Origin of the sequence: Arthrobacter sp. Y81, from assembly GCF_002929335.1 — a bacterium.
Lineage (GTDB): Bacteria > Actinomycetota > Actinomycetes > Actinomycetales > Micrococcaceae > Arthrobacter.
Genome location: NZ_PJIL01000001.1, coordinates 188951 through 214923, shown reverse-complemented (window position 1 = coordinate 214923; position 25973 = coordinate 188951). Strand labels below are relative to the sequence as shown.

General features: G+C 63.9%; 24 protein-coding genes. 15 read left to right on the top strand and 9 right to left on the bottom strand.

The window, feature by feature from the left end; genetic code table 11:
* Window positions 1–17: 17 nt before the first annotated feature.
* The 6 genes from treZ to glmS all read right to left on the bottom strand — a co-directional run bounded on the left by treZ (window position 18) and on the right by glmS (window position 10329).
* Window positions 18–1772: a malto-oligosyltrehalose trehalohydrolase gene (gene treZ / locus CXQ91_RS01070; protein WP_104172079.1), complete on the bottom strand. Its 1755-nt coding sequence runs from the start codon at window positions 1770–1772 to the stop codon at window positions 18–20.
* Window positions 1769–4141, bottom strand: coding sequence for a malto-oligosyltrehalose synthase (gene treY / locus CXQ91_RS01065; RefSeq protein ID WP_104172078.1), 2373 nt, complete (start codon window positions 4139–4141; stop codon window positions 1769–1771). Before treY ends, treZ begins: the two co-directional genes overlap by 4 nt.
* Window positions 4138–6411 carry a glycogen debranching protein GlgX gene (glgX, locus tag CXQ91_RS01060; RefSeq protein ID WP_104172077.1) on the bottom strand — a complete coding sequence of 758 codons (2274 nt, stop codon included), beginning with the start codon at window positions 6409–6411 and terminating at the stop codon, window positions 4138–4140. The genes treY and glgX overlap by 4 nt, the downstream gene beginning before the upstream one ends.
* A 91-nt stretch (window positions 6412–6502) precedes the next feature.
* Entirely contained in the window at window positions 6503–8029 is a 1527-nt protein-coding gene (locus CXQ91_RS01055; RefSeq protein WP_104172076.1) for an NAD(P)H-hydrate epimerase, read from the bottom strand.
* 54 nt (window positions 8030–8083) lie between these two features.
* Window positions 8084–8431 (bottom strand): holo-ACP synthase, encoded by a 348-nt coding sequence (locus CXQ91_RS01050; protein WP_011692749.1) that lies wholly within the window; start codon window positions 8429–8431, stop codon window positions 8084–8086.
* Window positions 8432–8436: 5 nt separating this feature from the next.
* Window positions 8437–10329: a glutamine--fructose-6-phosphate transaminase (isomerizing) gene (gene glmS / locus CXQ91_RS01045; protein ID WP_104172075.1), complete on the bottom strand. Its 1893-nt coding sequence runs from the start codon at window positions 10327–10329 to the stop codon at window positions 8437–8439.
* 134 nt (window positions 10330–10463) lie between these two features.
* Here glmS and coaA point away from each other — a divergent pair, with 134 nt between their 5' ends.
* From coaA to mscL, 3 genes are all read left to right on the top strand, one after another.
* A complete protein-coding gene (coaA, locus tag CXQ91_RS01040) occupies window positions 10464–11429 on the top strand; it encodes a type I pantothenate kinase (RefSeq protein WP_104172074.1) in 966 nt (321 codons plus the stop codon).
* A 5-nt stretch (window positions 11430–11434) separates the two neighbouring features.
* A complete protein-coding gene (locus tag CXQ91_RS01035; protein WP_104172073.1) occupies window positions 11435–12355 on the top strand; it encodes a M15 family metallopeptidase in 921 nt (306 codons plus the stop codon).
* A gap of 87 nt (window positions 12356–12442) precedes the next feature.
* Window positions 12443–12838 carry a large conductance mechanosensitive channel protein MscL gene (gene mscL / locus CXQ91_RS01030; RefSeq protein ID WP_104172072.1) on the top strand — a complete coding sequence of 132 codons (396 nt, stop codon included), beginning with the start codon at window positions 12443–12445 and terminating at the stop codon, window positions 12836–12838.
* A gap of 88 nt (window positions 12839–12926) precedes the next feature.
* On the opposite strand, the gene glmM is transcribed toward mscL, so the two are convergent.
* The 3 genes from glmM to rplM form a co-directional block, all read right to left on the bottom strand.
* The gene (glmM, locus tag CXQ91_RS01025; RefSeq protein WP_104172071.1) at window positions 12927–14285 is read right to left on the bottom strand and encodes a phosphoglucosamine mutase; all 1359 of its coding nucleotides are present in this window, start codon (window positions 14283–14285) and stop codon (window positions 12927–12929) included.
* 163 nt (window positions 14286–14448) lie between these two features.
* Window positions 14449–14955 (bottom strand): 30S ribosomal protein S9, encoded by a 507-nt coding sequence (gene rpsI, locus CXQ91_RS01020; RefSeq protein WP_104172070.1) that lies wholly within the window; start codon window positions 14953–14955, stop codon window positions 14449–14451.
* Between the two features lie 38 nt (window positions 14956–14993).
* On the bottom strand, window positions 14994–15437 hold the full coding sequence (gene rplM / locus CXQ91_RS01015; RefSeq protein WP_078027203.1) for a 50S ribosomal protein L13: 444 nt from the start codon (window positions 15435–15437) through the stop codon (window positions 14994–14996).
* 334 nt (window positions 15438–15771) lie between these two features.
* Between rplM and CXQ91_RS01010 the strand changes: the two genes are divergently transcribed.
* From CXQ91_RS01010 to CXQ91_RS00955, 12 genes are all read left to right on the top strand, one after another.
* Entirely contained in the window at window positions 15772–16455 is a 684-nt protein-coding gene (locus tag CXQ91_RS01010) for an A24 family peptidase (protein WP_104172069.1), read from the top strand.
* Window positions 16456–16680: 225 nt separating this feature from the next.
* On the top strand, window positions 16681–16875 hold the full coding sequence (locus CXQ91_RS01005) for a Flp family type IVb pilin (RefSeq protein ID WP_258073777.1): 195 nt from the start codon (window positions 16681–16683) through the stop codon (window positions 16873–16875).
* Between the two features lie 110 nt (window positions 16876–16985).
* Window positions 16986–17393: a TadE family protein gene (locus tag CXQ91_RS01000; RefSeq protein ID WP_104172397.1), complete on the top strand. Its 408-nt coding sequence runs from the start codon at window positions 16986–16988 to the stop codon at window positions 17391–17393.
* Window positions 17394–17518: 125 nt separating this feature from the next.
* The gene (locus CXQ91_RS00995) at window positions 17519–18475 is read left to right on the top strand and encodes a pilus assembly protein TadG-related protein (protein WP_258073776.1); all 957 of its coding nucleotides are present in this window, start codon (window positions 17519–17521) and stop codon (window positions 18473–18475) included.
* Window positions 18476–18533: 58 nt separating this feature from the next.
* Window positions 18534–19304 carry a Flp pilus assembly protein CpaB gene (locus CXQ91_RS00990; RefSeq protein WP_181038731.1) on the top strand — a complete coding sequence of 257 codons (771 nt, stop codon included), beginning with the start codon at window positions 18534–18536 and terminating at the stop codon, window positions 19302–19304.
* A complete protein-coding gene (locus CXQ91_RS00985; protein WP_104172066.1) occupies window positions 19304–20503 on the top strand; it encodes an AAA family ATPase in 1200 nt (399 codons plus the stop codon). The genes CXQ91_RS00990 and CXQ91_RS00985 overlap by 1 nt, the downstream gene beginning before the upstream one ends.
* On the top strand, window positions 20452–21972 hold the full coding sequence (locus CXQ91_RS00980; RefSeq protein WP_374953603.1) for a CpaF family protein: 1521 nt from the start codon (window positions 20452–20454) through the stop codon (window positions 21970–21972). The genes CXQ91_RS00985 and CXQ91_RS00980 overlap by 52 nt, the downstream gene beginning before the upstream one ends.
* Before the next feature lie 146 nt (window positions 21973–22118).
* Window positions 22119–22916 carry a type II secretion system F family protein gene (locus CXQ91_RS00975; protein WP_258073775.1) on the top strand — a complete coding sequence of 266 codons (798 nt, stop codon included), beginning with the start codon at window positions 22119–22121 and terminating at the stop codon, window positions 22914–22916.
* Window positions 22917–22927: 11 nt separating this feature from the next.
* A complete protein-coding gene (locus CXQ91_RS00970; RefSeq protein WP_104172063.1) occupies window positions 22928–23806 on the top strand; it encodes a type II secretion system F family protein in 879 nt (292 codons plus the stop codon).
* 418 nt (window positions 23807–24224) lie between these two features.
* On the top strand, window positions 24225–24452 hold the full coding sequence (locus tag CXQ91_RS00965; protein WP_104172062.1) for a Flp family type IVb pilin: 228 nt from the start codon (window positions 24225–24227) through the stop codon (window positions 24450–24452).
* 126 nt (window positions 24453–24578) lie between these two features.
* Window positions 24579–24953 (top strand): TadE/TadG family type IV pilus assembly protein, encoded by a 375-nt coding sequence (locus CXQ91_RS00960; RefSeq protein ID WP_104172061.1) that lies wholly within the window; start codon window positions 24579–24581, stop codon window positions 24951–24953.
* A complete protein-coding gene (locus CXQ91_RS00955) occupies window positions 24941–25972 on the top strand; it encodes a pilus assembly protein TadG-related protein (RefSeq protein ID WP_104172060.1) in 1032 nt (343 codons plus the stop codon). The genes CXQ91_RS00960 and CXQ91_RS00955 overlap by 13 nt, the downstream gene beginning before the upstream one ends.
* Window position 25973: the final 1 nt, after the last annotated feature.

The window sequence follows — 25973 nt, the reverse complement described above, 5'->3', positions numbered from 1 at the left end:
GCAAACAAAACCGGCGGCTAGACCCGCAGAATGGCGGCGCTCCACGGGGCCACGACGAGCGAAGCGCCGTCCGGCCGCGTTGCCTCATCGGTGGAGAGCAGCAAGGTTCCTCCGGCGTTGTCGAGCTTGATCGCCTGCTCCGAGAAGTTCAGCACCACGTGCACGTCTCCGCGACGCAACCGCAGCCAGCCCTCCTCTTCGCTGTAGTCCACCGCGGTGTCCGTGAACCCCAGGCCTGCCAGTTCCGGAGTGCTGCGCCGCAACGCGGTCAGCGAGCGGTAGAGGTCCAGGAGGCGGGCATGGTCGCCCTCCGCGGCCTCGTCCCAGTTCAGTTTTGAACGCCGGAAGGTTTCCGGGTCCTGGGGGTCGGGCACGACGGCGGGATCCCACCCCATGCGCTCGAACTCCTTGATGCGGCCTTCCGCCGTCGCCTTGCCCAGCTCAGGCTCGGGGTGGGAGGTGAAGAACTGCCAGGGCGTGGTGGCGCCGTACTCCTCCCCCATAAAGAGCATGGGGGTGAACGGGGACGTCAGCGTGAGGACCGCCGCCAGGGCCAGCTGCCCGTAGGACAGCGACTGGGACAGCCTGTCGCCGGTGGCGCGGTTGCCGATCTGGTCGTGGTTCTGGCTGCACACCACCAGTGCGGCAGGATGAACCAGCCCGGTGTTGATGGGCCGTCCATGGTGCCGGCCGCGGAAGCTGGAGTAGCTTCCGTCGTGGAAGAAACCGGTGCGCAGGACCTTGGCCAGGGCGCCCAGCGAGTCGAAGTCGCTGTAGTACCCCTCCGTCTCCCCGCTGATGTTCACGTGGACGGCGTGGTGGAAGTCGTCGCTCCACTGCCCCTCCAGCCCGTACCCGTTGACGTCCCGGGGGTACAGCAGGCGGGGGTTGTTGAGGTCCGACTCCGCGATCATGCTGACCGGCCGGCCGGTTTCGGCGGACACGGCATCGCCGAGGGCGCCGAAGTCCTCCAGGAGATGGACGGCGCGCTCGTCCTTGAAGGCGTGCACGGCGTCGATCCGCAGCCCGTCCACGTGGTAGTCGCGGAGCCACATGGCCGCGTTGTCGAGGATGTAGTGGCGGACCTCGTCGGACCCGCCCCCGTCGAGGTTGACCGAGTCGCCCCAGGTGTTCCCCTCCCCCGACTTCAGGTAGGGCCCGAAGCGCGGCAGATAGTTGCCGCTGGGGCCGAGGTGGTTGTACACCACGTCCTGGATGACGCCCAGGCCGGCGGCATGCGCGGCGTCCACGAAGCGCTGGTAGGCGGCAGGCCCGCCGTAGCCCTCATGGACGGTGTACCAGAGGACGCCGTCGTAGCCCCAGTTGTGGGTGCCGTTGAAGCCGTTGACCGGCAGCAGTTCCACAAAGTCGATGCCGAGCTCCTTGAGGTAGCCCAGCTTTCCGGCCGCGGCCTCAAGGGTGCCCTCGGGAGTGAAGGTGCCGATGTGCAGCTCATAGATGACGGCGCCCCGCAGCTCCCGGCCCGGCCAGTTCCCGTCCGCCCACTCATGGGCGGACGGGTCAAAGGTGCGGGACAGGGAATGGACGCCCGCCGGCTGCCGCCGCGACCGGGGATCCGGCAACGGAGTGGTGTCGGTCCCCGGCAGGTAGCCGTAGTCGACGTCCCCGTCGGCGGGTGCAGCCGGAGCTGTCCACCAGCCCCCGCCGCGTTGGCTCATCGGATATTCAGAGCCGCCCGCCAGCAGGGTGATGGCGCTGACATCGGGTGCCCAGATATCGAAGCGTTGGCTTGCGTTTGCAGTCGTCGTCATCCGTCGTTCTCCGATCGTTCGGAAGTGGCAGAGGTGGCAGGAACGAGCAAGGCAACGGGGTACCTGGCCAGGACGTCCGCGACGGACACCTGCCCGGGCCCGAAGCTGTTTCCCGTGAGCTCGTCGGTCATTGCCGCGGACAGGGTAACGGTGGTGTCCTGCCAGCCGCCGGCCTGTTCCAGCCGGCGCGGCAGCCGGGTGGCCAGCGTGACGGCACCGGCTGAGGCACCGGCACCGGCTGAGCCAGCGGAACCCGTTCCGCGGCTGAAGCCCACCAGGTGCTCCGCTGCCGGGCCGGCCGCGGCGACTGCCGCGTAGCCGGTGAAGAGTTCCGGCCGGTCGCGCCGGAGCCGGAGCGCCCGCGAGGCCACCAGCAGCTTGGCTGCGTCATCCTGGTACGACGCCGGACGCTCGCCGGCGTCGAGGGCGGCCAGTGCCCGCTGCCTCGCGGCAAAGTCGACGGTCCGCCGGTTGTCCGGATCGGTGAGGGAACGGTCCCAGAACTCGGTGCCTTGGTACACGTCCGGCACCCCGGGCATGGTCAGCTGCACCAGTTTCGCTGACAGCGCGTTCGCCGCGCCGTACGGCTCCAGCAGGGCCACGAAGGACTCCAGTTCCGCACGGACCTCCGGGTTATCGAAGACGGAGTCGACGGCGGCGGCCAGCTTCTGCTCGAACGCCTCGTCCGGGTCGAGCCAGTCGGTCGAATTCCCGGCCTCGCGGGCTGCCTTGGTGGCGTACTGCTGCAGGCGTTCCCGGGAGGCGGGCCAGGCACCGGCGATGGCCTGCCACAACAGGCTGGCGAGCGGCCCGTCCGGCAGCGGCGCCAGTTCCTGCAGCCTGGTCAGCACCTTGTCCCACTCCGCGACGAACTCGGAAATCACCGAAATCCGGGCCCGGGTGTCCTCGCTGCGCTTGGTGTCGTGCGTACTGAGCGTTGTCATGGACAGCGGAAGTTCGGCTTCGCGCCGTTCCATCCGGCGGTGGAATTCCGAAGGAGTGAGGGCGAACTCGGTGGCATCGGCGCCCACTTCGGTCAGGGTCCCCAGCCGGGTGTAGCGGAAGAAGGCGGTGTCCTCCACCCCTTTGGCCATCACCATGCCGGACGTCTGCTGGAACCGCTGCGCCAGCGCCGAACCGGAGTCCAGCAGCAGCGGCAGCAGCAATTCCACCGCCAGCGCCAGGTCGGGCCGGTTCCGCGCAGCCAGGCTGCAGGCCTCCTTCAGGACTTCCTCCCCGAACGGAAGGTAGGTCCGGTACACCGGAAAGGCAGCTATGATCTCGGACAGCGCGTCCGCCGCAGGGCCGGCGTCGAGGACCGTTTCTGCCGGAATCAGCCGTCCCAGCCGCAGGATCTCCGAGTGCAGGATGCCGTCGGTGATCCTGCGTTTGGTCCCGCGGATCATCTCGTCATAGTCGGCGGGTTCGCCGCCGCGGAGCCTGCCGTCGAGCTGGTCCAGGGCCGTCTGCGCCTCGGCGTCGACGAAGAGCCGGTCCACATCCGCCAGTGCGTCGTAGCCGGTGGTCCCCTCGCATTCAAAGGAGGCCGGAAGTTCCTCCCCGGGTTCCAGGATCTTCTCGATCAGCAGGTAGCTGCCGCCGGTCGCTTCGCGGAGCCGCCGGAGGTAGCCCTCGGGGTCCGCCAGCCCGTCCGGGTGGTCGATCCGGAGACCGTCCGCCAGCCCCTCGCGGAACCAGCGCACCACTTGCTCGTGCGCCTCGTCGAACACCCGGGGAACTTCGACCCGGACGCCGGCCAGCGTATTGACCGCGAAGAAGCGGCGGTAGTTGAGCTCGTTGTCCGCGCGGCGCCAGCCTACGAGTTCGTAGTTCTGGCGGGCGTGGACGTCGCGCGGGTCGTCCCCTTCGGAGTAGCTGCCGTCCGCCAGCGGGAACCGGTGGTCGTAGTAGCGGAGTTCGCCGTCGCGGATTTCCAGCTTGTCGAGGTCGTCATCGCTGCCCAGCACGGGCAGCCGTACGCGGCCGCCGGCGAAGTCCCAGTCGACGTCGAACGCCTCGGCGTAACGGGACTGTTTGCCTTCCTTGAGGAGGGACCACCACCAAGGATTCTGGTAGGGCGATGCCACCCCCACATGGTTCGGCACAATGTCCACGAGCACGCCCATGCCGGCGCCCCGGGCTGCCCGGGACAGCGCCTTCAGCCCTTCCGGGCCGCCACGGTCGGGGTCGACGGTGGACGGATCGGTGACGTCGTAGCCGTGGTCGGATCCCTTTTCCGCCGTCAGGATTGGCGAGAGGTAGATCCAGTCCACGCCCAGCGACTTCAGGTAAGGCACCGTGGCGGCAGCGTCCTGGAGCGTGAACGAAGGGCGGATCTGGAGCCGGTAAGTGGAGACGGGCGTCTTCATGACTTCGACTTTTTCGGCCTCGGCTTTGGCTTCGACTTCATGACTTTGGCCGAGGTTGCCCGATCCGGGACCACCGGGCTGGTCAGCGCTGCCGTGTCGCTGGTGGTGGTCTGCGACAACGCCGCGAGCGAGGCCGCCACAGAGTGGTCTGGTTCGACTTCGGGCGTGCTGTGCGCGCGGAGCACCACGAGCGACTTGGCGTCCACGGCCAAGACACCGCCAGCCGCCACCGGGTCGGTATCGGCATTGTGGCCCGCGGTGTCGATGATGACGTCCCAGGCCGGGGCGTGTTCGTCGGATGGCAGGGTGACCTTCACTTCTTCGACGTCCGCATTGAAGTACAGCACGAAGTTGACGTCGGTGATCCGCCGGCCCCGCTCGTCCAGGCCTTGGATGCCATCGCCGTTGAGGAATACGCCGATGGACCGGCCCAGGCCGCTGTCCCAGTCATCGGGCTTCATCGTGGAACCGTCAACGTCCAGCCATTCGATGTCCGGAAGCCTCTCTCCCTCGCCGCGGAGCACCGGCCTGCCGTCGAAGAATTTGCTGCGGCGGAACGTGGGGTGCCTGTGCCGGAGTGCGTTGACGGCGGCCGTGAACTCGATGAGCGGCTGGTCCACGTTGTCCCAGTTGATCCAGGTCAGTTCGGAGTCCTGGCAGTAGCCGTTGTTGTTGCCCTGCTGGGTGCGGCCCAGTTCGTCGCCGTGAAGCAGCATGGGCACGCCCTGCGAGAGCAGCAGCGAGGCGATGAAGTTGCGCTGCTGCCGGGCGCGGAGTCCGAGGACCTTGGGGTCGTCGGTGGGGCCTTCGGCGCCGCAGTTCCAGGAACGGTTGTGCGATTCGCCGTCGTTGTTGTCCTCGCCGTTGGCCTCGTTGTGCTTCTCGTTGTAGGACACCAGGTCAGACAGGGTGAACCCGTCGTGGGCGGTGACGAAGTTAATCGAGGCGACCGGCCGGCGGCCCGAGTGCTCGTAGAGGTCGGCGGAGCCGGTGATCCTGGAGGCGAATTCGCCCAGGGTGGACGGTTCTCCCCGCCAGAAGTCGCGGACGGTGTCGCGGTACTTTCCGTTCCATTCCGTCCACTGCGGCGGGAAGTTGCCCACCTGGTAGCCGCCGGGGCCGACGTCCCACGGCTCGGCGATCAGCTTGACCTGGGAAACCACCGGATCCTGCTGGATGAGTTCGAAGAAGGTGGACAGCTTGTCAACGTCGTAGAACTCACGGGCCAGGGTGGAGGCGAGGTCGAACCGGAAGCCGTCCACGTGCATTTCGGTGACCCAGTAGCGCAGGGAATCCATGAGCAGCTGCAGTGAGTGGGGGTGCCGGACGTTGAGCGAATTGCCGGTGCCCGTGTAGTCCATGTAGTGCTTTTCGTCGCCGTCCATGAGCCGGTAGTAGGCGGCGTTGTCGATGCCCTTGAAGGACAGCGTGGGGCCCAGGTGGTTGCCTTCGGCGGTGTGGTTGTAGACGACGTCGAGGATCACTTCGATGCCCGCCTGATGCAGCGAGCGGACCATTGCCTTGAAGTCCTGCACCTGCTGGCCGGTGTCACCGGTGGAGCTGTAGCTGTTGTGCGGGGCGAAGAAGCCGATGGTGTTGTAGCCCCAGTAGTTGTTCAGGCCCTTGTCTTCCAGGATGCCGTCATTGACGAACTGGTGCACGGGCATGAGCTCGATCGCGGTGACGCCCAGCTTCTGCAGGTGGGCGATGACCGAGGGATGGGCCACGCCGGCGTAGGTGCCGCGCTGGTCCTCCGGAACCTCGGGGTGCAGCTGGGTCAGGCCTTTGACGTGGGCCTCGTAGATCACGGACTTGTGGTACGGGATGCGGGGCAGGTGGTCGCCGTCCCAGTCGAAGAACGGGTTGATCACCACGCCCATCATCATGTGCGGCGCGGAGTCGGCATCGTTGCGGGAATCGGGATCGCCCATGTTGTAGGAGAACAGCGCCGGGTCCCAGTCGATCTTGCCGTGCACAGCCTTCGCATACGGGTCCATCAGCAGTTTGTTCGGGTTGAACCGGTTCCCGGAGTCGGGATCGTACGGCCCGTGGACGCGGTACCCGTATTTCTGTCCCGGCTGGATGTGGGGCAGGTAGCAGTGCCATACGTAGCCGTCTACTTCGAGGACCTCGATCCGGGTCTCCGCACCGTCGTCATCGAAGAGGCACAGTTCCACCTTGTCGGCCCTCTCGCTGAACAGCGCAAAGTTCGTGCCAGTGCCGTTAAAGGTGGCTCCCAGCGGGTATGCCGATCCGGGCCAGACTTCCATGTGTACTCCTCGTGCGAACGAAACAAATCTCTAGACAGACTACTAGTAAGTAGGATTACTATTCTGGTTACTGGGCTTTGCGCCCCATGGTTTACAGCGTCCGCATCACCTCCGGCACGCAGTCAGCGATGGCACCGGCGGTCACGGGACCCCCGGCGGAAGCACGGGTTCCAGCGCGGCCGTGCAGGCTTGCCGCCATGGCGCCGATGGCCGCCCAGCGCTCGTCCGGATCGATGCCCCGCGCAGTGAAGCGTCCGACGTCGGAACCCAGTTGCGCCATCAGCGCCCCGGTGATTCCGGCCAGGACGTCCCCGCTGCCGGCGGTGGCAAGCCAGGGTGTGCCGTCCGCCTGGCTGTAGAAGTCCTGGAACGGCGAAGCCACCAGCGTGGTGGCACCCTTCAACAGGATCGTGGCCTCGGTCAGCCCCGCGGCCTGGCGCACGGCGGCAAGCGTGGAGGCCTCAACGGCGGACCGGTCCAGCTCCTGCCCAAGGCGCCCCAGCAGCGCTGCCAGCTCGCCTGCGTGGGGTGTCAAGACAACCTGCGGGGCCAGCACATCGGGAAGTGCCGGCAAGGCTCCGGCGTCGGCAATGGTCGGCAGGCCCGAATCGGCGGCGTCACGCACGCGCTGCAGCTGCTGCTCATCGGCCTCATCCAGGCCGCAACCCACCAGCCAGGCCTGGACGTGGGCTTCAGCCACGGTCCCGGTGCTGCAGACCACTTCCGGGCAGGCCTGGCGGACCAGCTCGGCGACCTCCGGCGGCCCGAGGTAGCGCACCATGCCCACCCCCGCGGCCAGGGCCCCCCGGCAGGCAAGCACGGCTGCGCCGGGATACGTGGATGAGCCTGCAACAACGCCGAGCACCCCGCGGGAGTATTTGTGCGCGCGCCTGGCCGGCCGGGGAAACAGGGCTTTCAGGTCCTCGACTTCGAGCCGCCGCAGCGCCGGCCACGGGAGCCCTTCTTCGATGCCTATAGGGATGACCAGCACCCGTCCGGAATAGTCCGCGCCGGGATCGGAAAGCAGGCCAACTTTTGCGCCGCCGAAGGTCACCGTGAAGTCAGCGGGAAGGACCGGGTCATGGGCCTCACCGGTGTCGGCGTCCACGCCGCTGGGAACGTCGCAGGCCACCACGAAGCCGTGGTTCGCAGTCCGCAGCTTCCCGATAAGGGACGCCGCTGCGCCGCGGAGGCCGCCCCGTGCGCCGGTCCCCAGCACCGCGTCAATCACGACGTCGGCACGGACGGTTGACGCTGCCAACTCACCGGCGTTGTGGTCGGTGAGCATCAGGACGCGGCCGCCGGCCCGCTCGAAGGCGGCAAGGCCTTCCGGGTGGGCCTCCCCTGCGGTGAGGACCGCCGTCGTACGCATTCCGCGGGCCGCCAGGAAAGCGGCGGCGAACAGCCCGTCTCCGCCGTTGTTGCCCTTGCCCGCCAGGACCGCAACGCTCGCCCCGTAGCGGCGGATCCCGCGCACGGCGAGTTCACGGACCACGGCGTTGGCCAGTCCGTAGGCGGCCCGTTGCATAAGAACTGCGCCCGTGCCAGCGCCCAGGCTTGCCTGGACAAAGCGCTGTTCGGCCTCCCGTATTTGGGTTCCGGTGTAGGCGCTGATCATGTTCAGTCCAATCGGTGCTGGGTCCACGGCAGGGCTGTCAGGTGAAAGGCCGCGTCAGCCCTCCGCGAGGACGGTCGCCGTGGCGATCCCGCCGTCGTGGCTCATCGACAGGTGCCAGCGCTTGACGCCCTTGGACTCGGCGACGGCCAGCACGGTGCCCTTGACCTGGATGGTGGGGCCGTTCTGGTCCAGTCCGATCCAGCAGTCCTGCCAGTTCATCCCCGCGGGAGCGCCCAGGACCTTCGCCACCGCTTCCTTGGCCGCAAAGCGCGCGGCCAGGGAGCGCGTGTTCAGCTCACGCTCGGCCGGGACGAACAGCCTGTCCCGGAGCCCGGGGGTCCGTTCGAGCTGCCTGCCGAACCGTTCAATGTCTACGACGTCTACGCCAATGCCAACAATCATGCGGCTTATTCTACGGTCACGCTCTTGGCCAGGTTGCGTGGCTGGTCCACGTCGTATCCCTTGGCCGTGGCAAGTTCGAGGGCGAAGATCTGCAGCGGCACGGTGGCCAGCAGGGGTGCCAGGAGCGTGGGCGTCTCCGGGATGTAGAAGACGTGCTCGGCGTAGGCCTTGACCGCTTCGTCGCCTTCCTCGGCGATCACGATGGTCTTAGCGCCGCGGGCCCGGACCTCCTGGATGTTGGAGACCACCTTGGCGTGCAGCGAGTTCCGGCCGCGCGGGGAGGGAACCACCACGAACACCGGCTGGCCCTCCTCGATCAGGGCGATGGGGCCGTGCTTGAGCTCGCCGGCGGCAAAGCCCTCGGCGTGGATGTAGGCCAGTTCCTTGAGCTTGAGCGCGCCTTCCATGGCCACCGGGAACCCGACGTGGCGGCCCAGGAACAGCACCGACTTGGCGTCCGCCATGGACCGGGCCAGTTCCTTGATCTCGTCCACGTGGTCCAGGACCTGCTGGATCTTCGCCGGGACTTTGGCGAGGTCGGCCAGGATGTCCTTGATCTCGCCCTGGAACTTGTTGCCGCGCAGCTGTGCCAAATACAGGCCCAGCAGGTAGGCGGCGGTGATCTGGGCCAGGAAGGCCTTGGTGGACGCGACGGCGATCTCCGGACCGGCGTGTGTGTACAGCACGGCGTCGGATTCACGCGGGATGGTGGAGCCGTTGGTGTTGCAGATGGAGAGGGTCTTGGCGCCCTGTTCCTTGGCGTACCGGACGGCCATCAGGGTGTCCATGGTCTCGCCGGACTGGGAGATGGACACAATCAGCGTGTTCTCATCCACGATCGGGTCCCGGTAGCGGAACTCGTGGGAGAGCTCCACCTCGGTGGCGATCCGGCACCAGTGCTCGATCGCGTACTTGGCCACCTGGCCCGAGTACGCGGAGGTGCCGCAGGCGAGCACGATGATCTTGTTGATCTTTTTCAGGTGCTCGGGGTCGATGCGCATTTCATCGAGGGTCAGCTTGCCGTCCAGGTCCGAACGTCCCAGCAGGGTGTTGGCGACGGCGTCGGGCTGGTCGTGGATTTCCTTCTCCATGAAGGACGGGTAGCCGCCCTTTTCGGCCGAGGCCGGATCCCAGTCCACGTGGTATTCCTTGCCCTGGGCCGGGGCGCCGAAGAAGTCGGTGATCTCCACGGTGTCCGCGGTGATGGTCACGATCTGGTCCTGGCCCAGTTCCACGGCGCGGCGGGTGTAGTCGATGAAGCCGGAGACGTCCGAGCCGAGGAAGTTTTCGCCCTCGCCCAGGCCCACCACGAGCGGCGAGTTGCGCCGGGCGGCGACGACGACGTCGGGCTGGTCCGCGTGCACGGCCAGCAGGGTGAAGGCGCCTTCCAGGCGCTGGCAGGCAAGCTGCATGGCCTTGGTCAGGCCGCCGTTGGCGGGGTCGCCGCCCAGCTTGTTCCGGAAGATGTCGCCCAGGAGCACGGCGGCCACCTCGGTGTCCGTCTCGGACGCGAACGTGGCGCCGCCCTGGAGCAGTTCGAGCTTGAGCTCGGCGAAGTTTTCGATGATGCCGTTGTGGATCAGGGCCAGCTTGCCGCCGTCGGCCAGGTGCGGGTGCGCGTTCTGGTCCGTGGGGCCGCCATGGGTGGCCCAGCGGGTGTGGCCTATTCCGGTGACGGAATCCGGCAACGGCCGCTCTTCCAGTTCGGTGAGCAGATTGCTCAGTTTCCCGGATTTCTTGCGGGACGAAATGGCCCCGTCCGCCACCACCGCGACGCCGGCGGAGTCATATCCCCGGTACTCCAGACGGCGGAGTCCCTCAAGGACAACGTCCAACGCGCCGTGGCCAACATTTACCCGGCCTGACGAATGGCCTACGTATCCTACGATTCCACACATAGAGGCAAGCTTATATGGCAGAGCGGGCCGCCGCCGTCGAACGTGGCCTCCTTGACGGGTCGCAAGCCGTCCTTTACGGCTCTCAGGGCGCCATCCATTTCGCTCTCAGCGTCGCGCGGGGCAGAATCTCTTAGGTGACTTTGCAACGCAATGAAGCGAACGGAGAGGGAGTCTCCCCGTTCGTGGAGCTGGACAGGCAGACCTGGTCCCGGCTCGCAGCCCAGATGGAACAGCCCCTGAATGAAGAGGACGTGTTCCGTCTCCGAGGGCTCGGCGATCCGCTGGACATGAAGGAAGTCCGCGAAGTCTATCTGCCGCTCTCCCGGCTGCTTCACCTCTACGTGGAGGCCGCGGGCCAGCTGCACGCCGCCACCACCACGTTCCTCGGCGAACAGACGCAGCGCACACCCTTTGTGATCGGCGTGGCCGGTTCCGTAGCCGTGGGCAAGTCCACCATCGCCCGCGTGCTCCGCGAGATGCTTCGCCGGTGGCCAGGTACTCCGAACGTGGAGCTCATCACCACGGACGGGTTCCTGTATCCCCTGGCCGAGCTCAAGCGCCGGCACCTCCTGGAGCGCAAGGGTTTCCCGGAGTCCTATGACCGCCGCGCGCTCCTGCGGTTTGTGAGTGAGATCAAGGGCGGCGCGGAAGAGGTCCGGGCCCCCTGGTACTCCCACGTCACATACGACATCGTGCCCGGCAAGGAAGTGGTGGTCCGCCGGCCGGACGTGCTGATCGTGGAGGGCCTGAACGTCCTGGCCCCCGCCCGCCCCCGCCAGGACGGCAAGCAGGGCTTGGCGCTGAGCGACTTCTTCGACTTCTCCATCTACGTGGACGCGAAGACTTCCTATATCGAGGAATGGTACGTGGACCGCTTCCGCAAACTGCGCACCACCGCGTTCGCCCAGCCGGAATCCTACTTCCACCGCTATGCGACGCTGTCCGACGAGGAAGCCGAAACCACTGCCCGCGACATCTGGAAACGCATCAACGAGCCCAACCTGGAGGACAACGTCCTCCCGACGCGGGGCCGGGCGCAGCTGGTGCTCACCAAGGAAGCAGACCATTCCATCCGCCGCATGCTACTGCGGAAGGTCTAGCACAGGTGTGCCACAACTGTGCTGCAACCGCGGGCCCTGCTTTGGGCGCCGGGACTGTGCCGAGCAGGAGGTCCATCGCCAAGCTCCTGGCCGTTGGCGCCGGGCTGACTGCCCTGGCAGCGTGCACGCCGCCCGACGGCGGGACCCAGCCGCCGTCGTCGTCCTCCGCGACCGGAACCTCCGCTTCGCCGGCTGCCGTTTCGGAGTCCGCAGGGTCGGAGACACCCACTGCTGCCGCCACTCAACCGGGGACCGTAGCGGCGCCCGCGCCGGCAACCACGTCCGCGCCGACGCCCACCTCACCCGCGGCCGGATTGGCGAAACAGCATTCCCTGACGGATCCCGCCAGCCCGTGGCTGGTGGTCAACAAGCACCGCCCGCTCTCCCCTGCTGATTACGTGCCGGCGGATCTGGTTCAGCCGAACGTCGCGCTGGCAGTTTCCGGCGAAGCGGCACAGTTGAACAGCACGACGGCGGCTGCCGCGGAACAGATGTTCGCCGCGGCCGCGGAGGACGGCGTGACCATAACGCTGGCCAGCGGCTACCGTTCCTACGGCACCCAGGTGGCGACGTACAACAGCTATGTTGCGTCCCGGGGCCAGGCCGAGGCGGACACGGCCTCGGCCCGGCCGGGGTTCTCGGAGCACCAGACCGGCTGGTCCTTTGACATCGGCGACGGCGGCGGGGCCTGCAGCTTCCAGCCGTGCTTCGCCGATCAGCCAGCTGCGGTGTGGGCCAAGGCCAACGGGCACCGCTTCGGCTTCGTGGTCCGGTACCCGTGGATGCTCCACGAGATAACGGGCTACTACTACGAGTCCTGGCATCTGCGCTTCATCGGGGTGGAGGCCGCGACGGACATGGCTGCACGGGGCATCTCCACGCTTGAGGAGTACTTCGGGCTGGAAGCGGCGCCGGGGTATTTGTAGGGCGCATCCTAGCGTGACGGGCGACACACCCCGCGAAATTACCTGGCTGTCACACCATGTTTACGGGGCTGCACTAGCTTGGAAGCTATGTTGACCGGATTCAAGAATTTCATCATGAAGGGCAACGTCGTGGACCTTGCCGTCGCCGTGGTCATGGGTGCCGCCTTCGGCGCCGTCGTGACCTCAATCGTTGAAGGCTTGCTGACTCCGCTGATCGGCCGCCTGTTCAGTGCCAAGGGCATTGAAGAGATGCAGTGGGAGGGATTCATGTACGGTTCCGTCATCTCCTCCATCATTTCGTTCGTCCTGGTGGCCGCCGCCATCTACTTCGTGGTCATCATGCCCATGAACCACATGATCGAACGCCGCAACCGCCGGCTCGGTATTGGTACCGAAGTCAAGGAGGAGGCCGCCGAGGACCCTCATATCGCACTCCTCACGGAAATCCGGGACGAGCTCAGGAGCGGCAGTCGCCGGGCCTAGTTTTTGGTTATGACGAAAGTGGTCCGCCTCCGGATGGAGGCGGACCACTTTTGTTTGGTTCTCGAGTGCTGTGTCAGATCGTGTTGGCTCAGACGGCCGGTGCTACCGCCAGGCGTTCCTCCACCACGGCAGCGAGCCGCTTGCAGATGCGTTCCGCGGTGGGCATGTCGGCGGCTTCCACCATCACGCGGACCAGGGCCTCGGTGCCTGAGGGCCGCAGGAGCACCCTACCGGTGTCGCCCAGTTCCGCGGAAGCCTCCGCAACTGCGGCGAGGACTCCCTCATCCGTGCCCGCCCGCGCTTTGTCCACATTCTTGACATTGATCATGAGCTGCGGGAGCTTGGTCATCACGGTGGCCAGCTCTTTCAGCGAGCGGCCCGTGAGCGCCACCTGTGCTGCAAGCTGCAGGCCGGTCAGGAGGCCGTCGCCCGTGGTGGCGTGATCGGCGAAGATAACGTGTCCGGACTGTTCGCCGCCGAGGTTGAACCCGCCGTCGCGCATTTCCTCAAGCACGTAACGGTCCCCCACAGCAGTTTCGCGGATGCTGATGCCTGCATTGCGGAGGGCGATCTTCAGGCCAAGGTTGCTCATGACGGTGGCTACCAGGACGTTGTCCTTGAGTTTTCCGGACTCCTTCAGCGCGACGGCGAGGATGGCCATGATCTGGTCGCCGTCCACTTCGTTGCCTTCGTGGTCGATGGCCAGGCAGCGGTCGGCGTCGCCGTCGTGTGCGATGCCCAGGTCTGCGCCATGCTCCACCACGGCACGCTGAAGGGCGCCGAGGTGGGTTGAGCCAACGCCGTCGTTGATGTTCAGGCCGTCGGGCTCCGCGCCGATGACCACAATCTCAGCGCCAGCGTCGTTGAAGAGCTGCGGGGAACAGCCGCTGGCGGCGCCGTTGGCGCAGTCGAGAACGATCTTCAGCCCGTCGAGGCGGTGCGGCAGGGTGCCCAGCAGGTGGACGATGTAGCGGTCCTCGGCGTCGGAGAAGGTCTGGATGCGGCCTACATCGCTTCCTGTGGGGCGGAACGCCTCCTTGCCCATCTGTTCCTCGATGGCGTCCTCAACCTCGTCAGGCAGCTTCTGGCCGCCTTTGGCGAAGAACTTGATGCCGTTGTCCGGAGCCGGGTTGTGGGAGGCGGAGATCATCACGCCGAAGTCTGCCTTGAGGTCGGCAACCAGGTACGCGGCTGCCGGGGTGGGAAGCACGCCGGCGTCATAGACGTCGATGCCTGAACTGGACAGTCCCGCCGAGACGGCCGCGGAGATGAACTCGCCGCTGGCACGCGGATCACGGGCCACCACTGCGCGCGGCCGGGCACCGTTGGTGCTCCGTTGGTGGCCGAGTACGACGGCGGCCGCTTGCGCCAGCTGCATTGCCAGCTCTGCTGTGAGCAGGCCGTTTGCCAGGCCCCGGACACCATCTGTTCCAAATAATCTAGACATCGGGTCAAGTTTAGACGATGGACCCGCCGGCGCAGACTTTGGCTCGCCCCGGGGCAGGCGTTGGTACTCCCGGCCCCGGCCGTTATCACTCCGGGAGCAATACTTCTTTAAATGACGGAAGCCCGCCCCGCCGAATGGCGGGACGGGCTTCCGGTAAGCGGATTTAGCGCTTGGAGTACTGCTGAGCCTTACGGGCCTTCTTGAGACCAGCCTTCTTACGCTCGATGACGCGTGCGTCACGGCGGAGGTAGCCGGCCTTCTTCAGGGTGGCGCGGTTGTTCTCGGTGTCGATCTCGTTCAGTGAACGGGCGATGCCGAGGCGCAGGGCACCGGCCTGGCCGGAAATGCCACCACCGTGGATGCGTGCGAAGACGTCGTAGGCGCCATCCAGATCAAGGATCTTGAAGGGTTCGTTGACATCCTGCTGGTGCAGCTTGTTCGGGAAGTAGTTGGCCAGCTCGCGGCCGTTGATGATCCACTTGCCGGTACCGGGCACGATGCGAACACGTGCCACGGCTTCTTTACGACGGCCAACTGCTGCGCCGGCAACGGTCAGTGCCGGGCGTTCCTTCTTGGGCGCTTCTGCTTCCGCAGGACCGCTTTCCGAGGTGTAGCTGGTCAGGGTTTCCTCAGCCGCAACGGCTTCGGTGGTCTCTTCGTTCTGAGCCACGGTTCTCCTTGTATAGATAAGTTGTTTGGTGGCCAGGACTACTGGGCGACCTGGGAAATTTCGAAAGTCTTGGGCTGCTGCGCGGCGTGCGGGTGCTCTGCACCGCGGTAAACCTTCAGCTTGCCCAGCTGCTGTGCAGCGAGGGAGTTCTTGGGGAGCATGCCCTTGATGGCCTTCTCCACGGCGCGGACCGGGTTGGATTCCAGCAGCTCCGCGTAGGTGACGGAGGTCAGGCCGCCCGGGTAGCCGGAGTGCCGGTAAGCGCGCTTCTGCTCGAGCTTGGCGCCGGTGAGGGCAACCTTCTCAGCGTTGATGATGATGACGAAGTCGCCCATGTCCATGTGGGGAGCAAAGGTGGCCTTGTGCTTGCCGCGCAGCAGGATTGCGGTCTGGCTGGCAAGACGACCAAGGACAACGTCGGTGGCGTCAATGACGTGCCACTGGCGGTTGATATCGCCGGGCTTCGGGGTGTACGTACGCACGGTGTTTGCCTCGTTCTTGTTCTGGCGTTCTTGTTTAGGTGTCACGTAAGCGTGTGCACCTACTATCTATGCGCTACCGGAACAGAGGTGAGGGCTCTATGAATCCAGTGGTCCCGGAGTCTCGAATGTGCCCGAGGAGTAGTTATCCTGCAACCGGATTCTCAGCGGGCACGCATCATCGAGAAAGGACACGCACAACGACTATCAAGAATAGCGGGTATAGAGGCCGCTGGTCAAAATAGGCTCTAAGTAGCCAGCCTGCGCCGGTCCTGATGCTCGGATCCGGCGCTTTGGACCACGAGTAACTCCGAACTTAGGTGCCCTGTTGACTGAAATGCCCCCGGCTCCCCTGTTGGTAATTCTATGCGCCCTGCTGGGGCTGGCCACAGCGCCCCTTGCTTTGGCGGTAACGCGGCGATTGCTGCCCGCAGTGGAGTTGGCGCAGGTCCGATGGCAGAGCATCGTAAATTTTTCGGTAACGGCATTTCTGTTCGCCGCCATGGCCTGGCGGTTCGGCTGGTCATGGGTGCTGCCGGCGTTCCTTTTCCTGAGTGCAGCTGGGCTTGTGCTGTCCCGGATTGACGTCCAACACAAGTTGTTGCCCAACAAGATCGTCCTTCCATCGCTTGGAATCGGATTTGTGCTGCTGCTTTTGGACGCCGGCGTGAACCAGCGATGGGGAAATCTGCTCGCGGCGGTCATCGGATGTGCCGTAACTTTCGTGATTTACCTGATTTTGGCCTTAATTTCTCCCCGCGGAATGGGCATGGGAGACGTAAAGCTCTCGGCACCACTTGGTTTGTACTTGGGCTACCTCTCGGTCGGGCATTTGATACTGGGTATAGCCCTTGGTTTTATTGTGGGCGCTGTTGCCAGTGTTCTTCTTGTTACAAGCGGATTGGCGGGGCGGAAGACGGCCTTACCGTTCGGACCGTCCATGTTCCTGGGCTGCGTCCTGACGGTGCTGTGGGGCGTCGAAATCGGCCGCATCCTCCTGCCCACAGTGTTCTCTCGATAACCGTTTCCGAGTACACCAAGTAGTCGCGTACCTGAGCGGGCGGGATAAAGGGATGTAACGGCAAGTAGACGCCCGATTCTGCCGTCAAAAAGACGAGTACAACCACTCATTGTGTGGCTATTTGTGACTCCTGTATTCCTTTGTGTATCGAAGTTCCAGCAATCACCTTCTTGGGGGGAGCGGGGAATTCGAAGCCAATTCAGCACTCACAAAAGGAACACGAAAATGAACTCTGCACTGGTCTCTATGGTTGCTTACATCGCCGGCGTCAAGAACCGCCTCACGGGTGAAGAGAAGGGCGCCACGATGGTTGAGTACGGCATCATGGTCGCGCTCATCGCCGTTGTCGTGATGGCATCCGTTCTCCTTCTCGGTCCGGCAATTGCCGTTCTCTTCGATCAGGTCACGGCCGCACTCTAGTTCGCCGCCGTCGGCATTGTCTCTGTCCTGGTGGCGGCAGTCGCCGCCGCCAGGACAGTCGCAGTTCGGGCAATCATCCTACTGAAAACGAAGTGTCTGGGGAGACCGTCGTGAAATCAACAAAGAAAGAACGCGGCGCGGTGGCGGTGGAAATGGCAATTGTCCTTCCCGTGCTGCTGTTACTGCTCATTGGGATTATGGAATTCGGGCGCGTCCTGAACGTCCAAGTGTCCCTCACGCAGGCGGCTCGCGAAGGCGCCCGCCATGCGGCGATCCATTACGACGACGGCACTCTCGATGTCGCCGGAACTGCGGCCGCTGCCGCACCGTCACTGGCAGGCCTGGGCATGGGGGTCACCAGCAACGCGGGCAGCTGCTCCGCGGGGTCAGACGTCACAGTCACGACGAGCCTGACGCTACCTTCGTTGTCCGGTTTCCTGGATGCCGGCTTCTTTGGCCAGCCGGTCATCTTCCCATTGAACATGACCGGAGTAGGGGTAATGAGATGCGGTGGCTAACAGCACTTCGCAGTGGCAACGGCCGACACGTCGCTGGCACTGGCACTGGCACTGGCACTGGCACTGGCACTGGCAGCAATGGTCCAGACAGCGAGCGTGGAGCAGCCACGGTCATCGTGGCCATCATGATTGTTGTACTCATGGGTTTTGCAGCCATAGCCGTCGATGTCGGTGCAATGTATGCAGAGAAGGCGCAGCTCCAGAACGGCGCCGACTCGTCCGCCCTGGCAATCGCGGGCGACTGCGCCAACGGCTCGTGCGGTGATGTGGACGCGACCGGCGCCCTCCTGGCCAACGCCAACAGCAATGACAGCACCAGTGGCGTATCCTCCATCACGTTCCCGAGTGCCACGACCGTTCGCGTGGAAACCAACACCCGCGAGGCTGGCTCCGGAGCAAACACTTTCTCGCTCTTCTTCGCCAGGGTAATGGGCTTTGAAACTACCGATATTCGGGCTGTGGCCGAAGCCACCTGGGGGGCACCCAATGCCGCTACGACGCTGCCATGGACCATCAGCCAGTGTGTCTTCGAGCAGTACCTTTCGCCCAGCCAGCTTGCGGAGTTGAACTCCACAGGCAACTTCACTGGTGATCCCATCCCCACCCATATCCTCCTCCGCTACGACGAAAACACTCCCGACTACCCAGGCTGCGTCCCGCAAAACGGTTACGCCGAAGGCGGCTTCGGTTGGCTGGACCGGGACACCGGATGCTCGGCGGACATCAATATCGCCGAAGCGGAAATTGGCAACGACCCCGGCAATGACTTCCCCAACGAATGCACGGGAATACTTGCCGGCCTCATGGGCGAACCGATCCTCGTCCCGATCTTCAGCACAGCGACCGGCACTGGGCAGCACGCTACCTACGGTCTGGTCGGATTCATCGCATTCCAAGTTACCGGATACAAGTTTGGCGGCGGTCCATCACTCACAAACCTGGATCCCGCAGCGCCCTCATGCACCGGCAATTGCCGCGGCATCCAGGGCTTTTTCACCCGCTACGTTTCCCTCGAAGAGGGCCTGTCAACGAGCGGTGGAACCCCTAACTACGGAGCGACTTCAGTCTGGCTTTCGAAATAGACGCTAAGTCCTCCGTACGCGACCCGTCGCACCACGAAATCGACAAGGAGCTAGTCAAGTGAAATCACGCCTACTGGGAGGCATCGCAGCACTATTGTTGGCAATCACCGGGACCGTACTACTGGTTATGTACGTTCAGGGAGCCGACAACAGGGCAGCGCAAGGTCTCGAACCCGTAAATGTATTGGTTGTCAAAGAGTCCATTCCCGCCGGCACCAAGGCGGAGGACTTGAACAACAAAGTCCAGCTGGAATCTATACCCCAGGCCGCCGTGCCGGACGGCGCCATCGAAAGCCTGAGCGATTACAAGGGGAAGATCACCTCCGTTGGCCTGGAGCCCGGTGAGCAGCTGCTCGCAGCCAGGCTGGTGGACCCCCGCGATCTCCTGCCGGGCACGGTGCCGGTCCCTGATGGCCTGGAAGAAGTTACTTTCCTCCTGGCACCGGAACGCATTCTTGGCGGACGACTTGAAGCCGGAGACAAGGTCACCGTCTACACGTCCTTCAAATCCGAGGACGAGATGCCGGCCGACGCCAACGTCCCGGCCGAGGTCAAGGGATGGAAGCAGTCCACCGGGCTCCTCTTCCATGACGTCCTCGTCACCGCGGTACAAAAGGCCGCACCGGAGACGGAGAAGAACTCCGGGTCCACCAGCGACAGCGGTGTAGCAATGCCTAACGGTTCCGCGTTCGTGACGGTGGCCAGGAGCGACGCAGAGGCGGCAAAGCTGGTTTACGGAGCCGAGTTCGGCACCATCTGGCTAGCCAAGCAGACTGACACCTCCACCAAGAGCGATCCACCGGTGACAACCTTTGGAGGGCTGTACTAATGAGCCGCTTTGTGGCCATCACGGCGGTTCGCGATTTCGAGGGACGAGTCCGCCAGGCCATCACAGGTGCGTTACACGGCGAGTTGCAGACCCTCACGCCGGACGTCCTATCCGGCGGCCCGGATGACGTGTTCAAGCAGCTCAACGGCGCACCGCCCGAGGTGCTTATTCTCGGTCCGGGCGTCACGCCGGAGGATGCCCTGAAACTGGCGACCGTCTTCGACCTCCAGTACCCGGAGGTTAGCCTGCTTCTGATTGCCGAACCGACTCCGGACCTGGTGCTTCGCGCCATGCATGCCGGGATACGGGACGTCGTCACCCCGGAAATCGTGGTCAACGATCTGCGCGTCCTCCTGGAGCGGGCCTGCCTGGCCGCTGCCAGCCGTCGCCGGGGAATGGCGCCGGCCGCAGAACCGGGCCAGGAACGTGGCCGGGTTATAGCCGTCATGTCCCCCAAGGGCGGCGTCGGTAAAACAACAGTGGCCACCAACCTTGCCATCGGCCTGGGCAAGGTGGCCCCGATGGGGGTGGTGATAGTCGATCTGGACCTGCAGTTCGGCGATGTCGCGTCAGGGCTGCTGCTGGAGCCTGAGCACTCCATCACCGACGCCGTCCATGGCGTGGCGTCCCAGGATTCTATGGTTCTCAAGGCATTCCTCACCGTTCATCCGGCCGGCATCTACGCACTCTGTGCGCCACACACGCCGGCGGAATCCGACTACATCACCGCCGATCACGTCAGCCGACTGATCAACCAGCTGGCGAGTGAGTTCAAGTACGTTGTGGTCGACACCGCGCCGGGCTTGGGCGAGCACGTCCTCGCCACGCTGGAACAGGCCACGGACGGCGTGTGGGTCTGCGGGATGGACGTTCCCAGTGTCCGCGGCCTGCGGAAGTGCTTCGGTGTCCTGAAGGAACTGCAGCTCCTGCCGCAGGGCAGGCACACCGTCCTGAACTTTGCCGACCGTAAGAGCGGACTATCCGTGCAGGACGTCGAAGCGACCATTGGAGTTCCGATCGATACCGTGATTCCACGGTCACGAACGCTTCCCTTCACCACCAACCGAGGAGTTCCGGTACTGCAAAGCGCCACCCGGGACTCGGCTTCGAAAGGCCTTAAGAAGCTGGTTGACCGTTTTGATCCACAATGGGTGTCCTCCACCCACAACAAACTGCACCGAAGGGTGGTTGTGTCGTGAAACTTTCAGATCGCCTTACCCGGTCACAGACTAATGTGACTCCCAACGAATCCGGCACGCCCGCACAGGACACGCCGCGGGCTGTTCCTGTGTCGGCCGAGCAGCGGCCGCCCGCCGCTCCGGCCACTACGCCGCTTGCCTCGGCGTTGTCTTTGGGCAGCGCCCCCGCGGTCCAAGCCTTCGATGCGCTGGCGGGCTTGAAACAGCGGGCGGCACTCGCCCTGTTTGAACGCATGGGCAATCGCTCCGCCGACGCTTCAGCGTCGGAGGAAGACCTTCGTTCCATGGCAGTTGAAGAACTTTCCGCCGTGATTGACCAGGAGCAGGTCCCGCTCTCCCCCGACGAACGGCGGCGCCTCATCCGGGAGATCGCGGACGAGGTGATGGGCTACGGACCCCTGCAGAGGTTGCTCGAAGACCCTTCCGTCACTGAAATCATGGTCAACCGTTTTGACCAGATCTACATCGAACGGCATGGACATCTGACCCTGACTGGTTACCAGTTCAGTTCCGATGACCACTTGCGGAAGGTCATCGAACGGATTGTGTCACGAGTGGGCAGGCGCATCGATGAATCTTCACCGCTGGTCGATGCCCGGCTGGAAGATGGCTCGCGTGTCAACGCGATCATTCCTCCCCTGGCGGTCAACGGGCCCTCGCTGACGATTCGAAAGTTCAGCCACGTGCCTTTGACGGTCCAGAACCTCATTGACTGGGGCTCTATCACTCCCGAAATGGCGGAGCTGCTCAGCGCCTGCGTCCGTGCGCGGCTGAACATCATAGTTTCCGGCGGAACCGGTACCGGAAAGACCACCCTGCTCAATGTCCTCTCTTCCTTCATTCCCGCTGAGGACAGGATCGTGACCATCGAGGACGCCGTCGAACTCCAACTGCAACAGGAGCATGTGGTTCGCCTTGAAAGCAGGCCGCCCAACATCGAAGGAAAAGGCGCCGTCGGCATCCGTGAACTTGTCCGGAACTCCCTCCGTATGCGCCCCGACCGGATCATCGTGGGTGAGGTTCGCGGCGGGGAATCTTTGGACATGCTGCAGGCCATGAACACCGGCCACGACGGTTCGTTGTCCACCGTTCACGCAAACGCGCCGCGCGACGCCGTTGCCCGTCTGGAGACCCTTGTGCTGATGGCCGGGATGGATTTGCCACTCCGCGCCATTCGCGAGCAGGTATCGTCCGCTGTGGATCTCATTATCCAGGTCACCAGGCTCCGCGACGGCAGTCGCCGTGTAACCCATGTGACGGAAGTGCAGGGCATGGAGGGAGACATCGTTACGCTCCAGGACGCATTCGTCTTCGACTATTCCGCAGGAATGGACGCCCAGGGCAGGTTCCTTGGCAAGCCGGTTCCCACTGGAATCCGTCCACGGTTCCTGGACCGCTTTGCCGACCTCGGTATCGCCGTCTCTCCGGCCATCTTCGGCGCCACGCCCGTCGCGACGGGAAGGCGGTAGCCGTGGACTCCCCAGCACTTTTCATAGCGGCCCTTGTGCTCTGTTTCGGGGCGCTGCTCGTTTTGTTCCTGGTTGTTTTGAAGCCTCGTTACGGCTCGATTCCGGCCAATAGACGGCGTCCTGACGCCTACCAGGGTCCTTCAGCCATGAGCCGGGTCTCAAACACTGCCGTCGCCGCCATGGGCGGCGTCATCGGCGAATCGGGTGGCCCGTTCAACAGGGCTGTGCTGTACAACGCCGGTGTGAAAATGGCGCCCGCCGATTTCACCGTAATGGTGGCCGTGGCCTCCCTCTTGGGCGGCACGGTCGTCTCTCTGCTGACGAACATACTTCTTGGAATCCTGTTCGCCATCGCGGCTCCTTTCCTGGCCAGGCTGGTCCTCTCCGTGCTCAGGGACAAGCGTCGCGGGCGATTCGAAGCACAGCTCACAGACACCATCCAAATGCTGATCGGCGGCCTTCGGGTAGGTCACAGCGTCATGAGGTCCATCGAAGCTGCAGCCCAGGAGGCGGACGCTCCAACATCGGAAGAGCTTTCGCGAGTCGTCACTGAAACCCGCATCGGTAAGGACGCTCGACAGGCGTTGGACGAAGTCGCCGAGCGCATGGACAGCGAGGACTTCCGCTGGATTGGACAGGCCATCCAGATCAACCGGGAGGTTGGCGGGGACCTGGCACAGGTCCTGGAAGAAGTGGCCGGCACGATCAGGGAGCGCAGCGAGATCAAGGGCCAAGTGCGCTCCCTCAGTGCCGAAGGCAAAATGTCCGCCTACATTCTGATGGCCATGCCCGTCGGTGTCGCCATGGTCATCGGCATCATGAACCCCGGTTACACGAACGTGTTCTTCACCCATCCCGTAGGCATCATTTTGCTCATCGTCAGCATCCTGATGTTTGTCATCGGCGGCTTCTGGATGAGCCGCACCGTCAAGATTAAGTTCTAGGGGGAATTGCCATGACTCCGATAGCCTGGCTGATGATAGCAGCGATTGTGCTGCCCTTGGCCTACTTCACCTGGGTTCTGGTCACACTGGACCGGCGTGGTGCAGTGGCCGTCCAAACCAATCTCGGGCAAGGCTTTACCCAGAGCTCCATTTCCGCGATCCAACGGACCCCGACCTTTCTGGGGATCTCCAAGCGGCTCACACCCGGCAGCTACGAGGCGAAACTGGACCGTTGGCTCGCCCTGGCCGGCCGGCCCGAGTCCATGCCCCTGGAGAAGCTCATTATCTCGAAGCCGCTCCTAGCCCTTGGGGGTGCCATGTTCGGTTTACTGCTCATCAGTAAGTCCCCCACCCCGCCGATCTTCGGTTTGGCTCTATTCGTCACGGTGTTGTTTTATTTCGTCCCGGACCTGCTGGTCTACAACAAAGGCATAAAGCGCCAGGAGGCAATAGCGCTTGAGCTTCCAAATACCCTCGACCAAATGTTGATCTCGGTTGAGGCGGGGCTCGGTTTCGAATCGGCGATGGCCAGGGCCGCAGAATATGGAGGAGGCCCGTTGGCCCAAGAGTTGATGCGCACCCTTCAGGACATCCAGGTGGGTCGCCCCCGCCAGGAAGCCTACGCGGCTCTGGCAGCCCGTTCATCAGTCCCGGATCTACGGAGTTTCGTGCGGGCAGTGGTCCAGGCTGACAAGTACGGAATCGGGATTGCCAAGGTTTTGCACACGCAGGCCAAGCAGGCCAGGGTCAAGCGCCGGCAGCGGGCCGAAGAAAAGGCGATGAAACTACCGGTAAAGGTACTTTTCCCGCTGCTATTCTTCATCTTCCCAGTGCTCTTCATAGTGCTACTCGGCCCGGCAGCCATCAACATAATCGAGGCCTTCAGCTAACCAAGTTCGCCGGATTTCTCCGGCCTAGACCCGGAGCCTCTCGGTACCCAGAACCGAGAGGCTCCGTTGCCACCCGGCACCGAGGAGCGGCACCTCGCACCGGGGAGAAGGCCCTGGGCGCGTGTGAGTGCACGTTCAGGGCCTTCATGGAGACCAAATATTCACCGACAATCCCTAACTAAACTCAGGACTCCCCCAATCACTGATTGAGGGAGTCCTTCTGTGTCCGTGAGTGTCAACGCAGGCGGGTTGAGCATGAAAGGCGCCAGATTTCCGCAGTTTAGACGCAGGAAAGGGACAAGTTGGGAAGGCTTGGCACAGGATGCACCAAGATCCAGTCGAAAGCTGGAAAGTGGTTGCTACATTTTTGGCAGAGCTGGTGCAGGACCAGCCCACCCAAACTCGCTCAGGAGTCCCCATGCTTTCCACCTACACGTACCTTGCAGCCCGCCTTCACCGCGATGAGAAAGGCGCCACCGCGGTCGAATACGGCATCATGGTCGGCCTCATCGCCGTCGTGATCATCGTTGCTGTCACTCTCCTCGGAACCACGCTCCAGGACATGTTTGTCCAGGTTCAGTGTTCGGTTAGCGGCGGTACCTACACCGCGGGCGCTGCCGGGGCCGCAGGTACCTGCGCCCCGTAAGGCGGTTGTCCTGACCCAGTGATGTGCCCGCACATCAACCAACACCAAAGAGTGGCGGCGGCAACCAAGCCGCCGCCACTTCGGCTGTAATCACTCCCCCATTGGCCTGACCGAAAGGCACCCCCCATGTCCAGGGCATCCGAGCGCGGAGCCGTAGCGGTCGAGTTTGCGATCCTGGCGCCTGTTCTCGTCATGCTGCTTCTGGGAATCATGGAGTTTGGCCGGGCCTACAACGCCCAGGCGTCGCTCTCCAGCGCCGCCCGTGAAGGAGTCCGCGTAATGGCCATCTCCAACGATCAAGCAGCCGCCCGGACTGCAGCCAAAAACGCCGCAGTTTCGCTCAAGCCGGCTCTCACGGACGCGAACATCACTTTCGGTGGCGCAAGTTGCACTCCCGGGGCGCAGATGACCATCACCATCAGCTACAACCTGTCCACTATGACGGGCGTAGCCGGCCCGTTTGCGATGAAGGGTAAAGGAGCCATGCTGTGCGGCGGCTGACACCCCGGTCTTTGATTCACGACGGCGAACGCGGGGCCGTGAGCGTCCTGGTCGCCATCCTGTTGGTGGTGCTCCTCGGCTTCGGGGCCATAGCAGTGGACGTCGGGATGCTCTACGCCGAGCGGACTCAGCTCCGCAACGGCGCGGACGCAGCAGCCCTGGCCATCGCCCAGAAATGCGCCAAGAACGCCGCCGATACCGATTGCTCAATTGACTCCGCCCTGGCCCGCAGCTTCGCCAATAGCAATGCCAACGACGGCCTCAGCAACATCAAATCCACCATGCTGGATAAAGCCACCCGCACCGTCACGGTCACGGCCGGCGCACAGGAGAAGGGCAGGACTCCCAACGAAGTCTCACTCTTCTTTGCCCGGGTGCTGGGCATGAACTCGACCGAGGTCAACGCCCCTTCAACAGTCGTGTGGGGCAGCCCCGAAAAGGGGACCACCCCCTTTCCCATCACCGTGTCAGTCTGCCAGGTTCGCGACAGCACGAACATCATGCAGTTGCTCCAGTTGCATGGAAAAAACGCCAACGTCGACTGCAATTACGGGCCATCGGGTGCATTCGTACAAGGCGGCTTCGGCGGTCTTAAACAAGATGCCAACACGTGCGGCGCCTTTATCGACATCGCAAAGAGCACCGCTGGCGGTGACACCGGCAATAATGCGCCACCCCATTGCGAGGACACGCTGAACAGCTGGGCGGCGGACATGAACGCCGGCAAGGACGTAATCGTTCTGCTGCCGATCTTCAATACCGTGACGGGAACCGGAACGAACGCAGTCTACGGACTGACAACGTTCGCCGCGTTCAAAATTGCTGGGTGGAAGGTTGGCAATACGGGTCTTCCCTATACCTTTCGCAACAGAGCACCGGACGTCCCCGCCAACCTTGAATGCAAGGAACCTTGCCGCGGAATCATCGGAACATTCGTCAAATACGTTTCCTTAGCCAGCGGCTACACGCTCGGCCCCATAAACCCTGACGGCGCGACCATCGTTGCCCTCAGCAAATAGT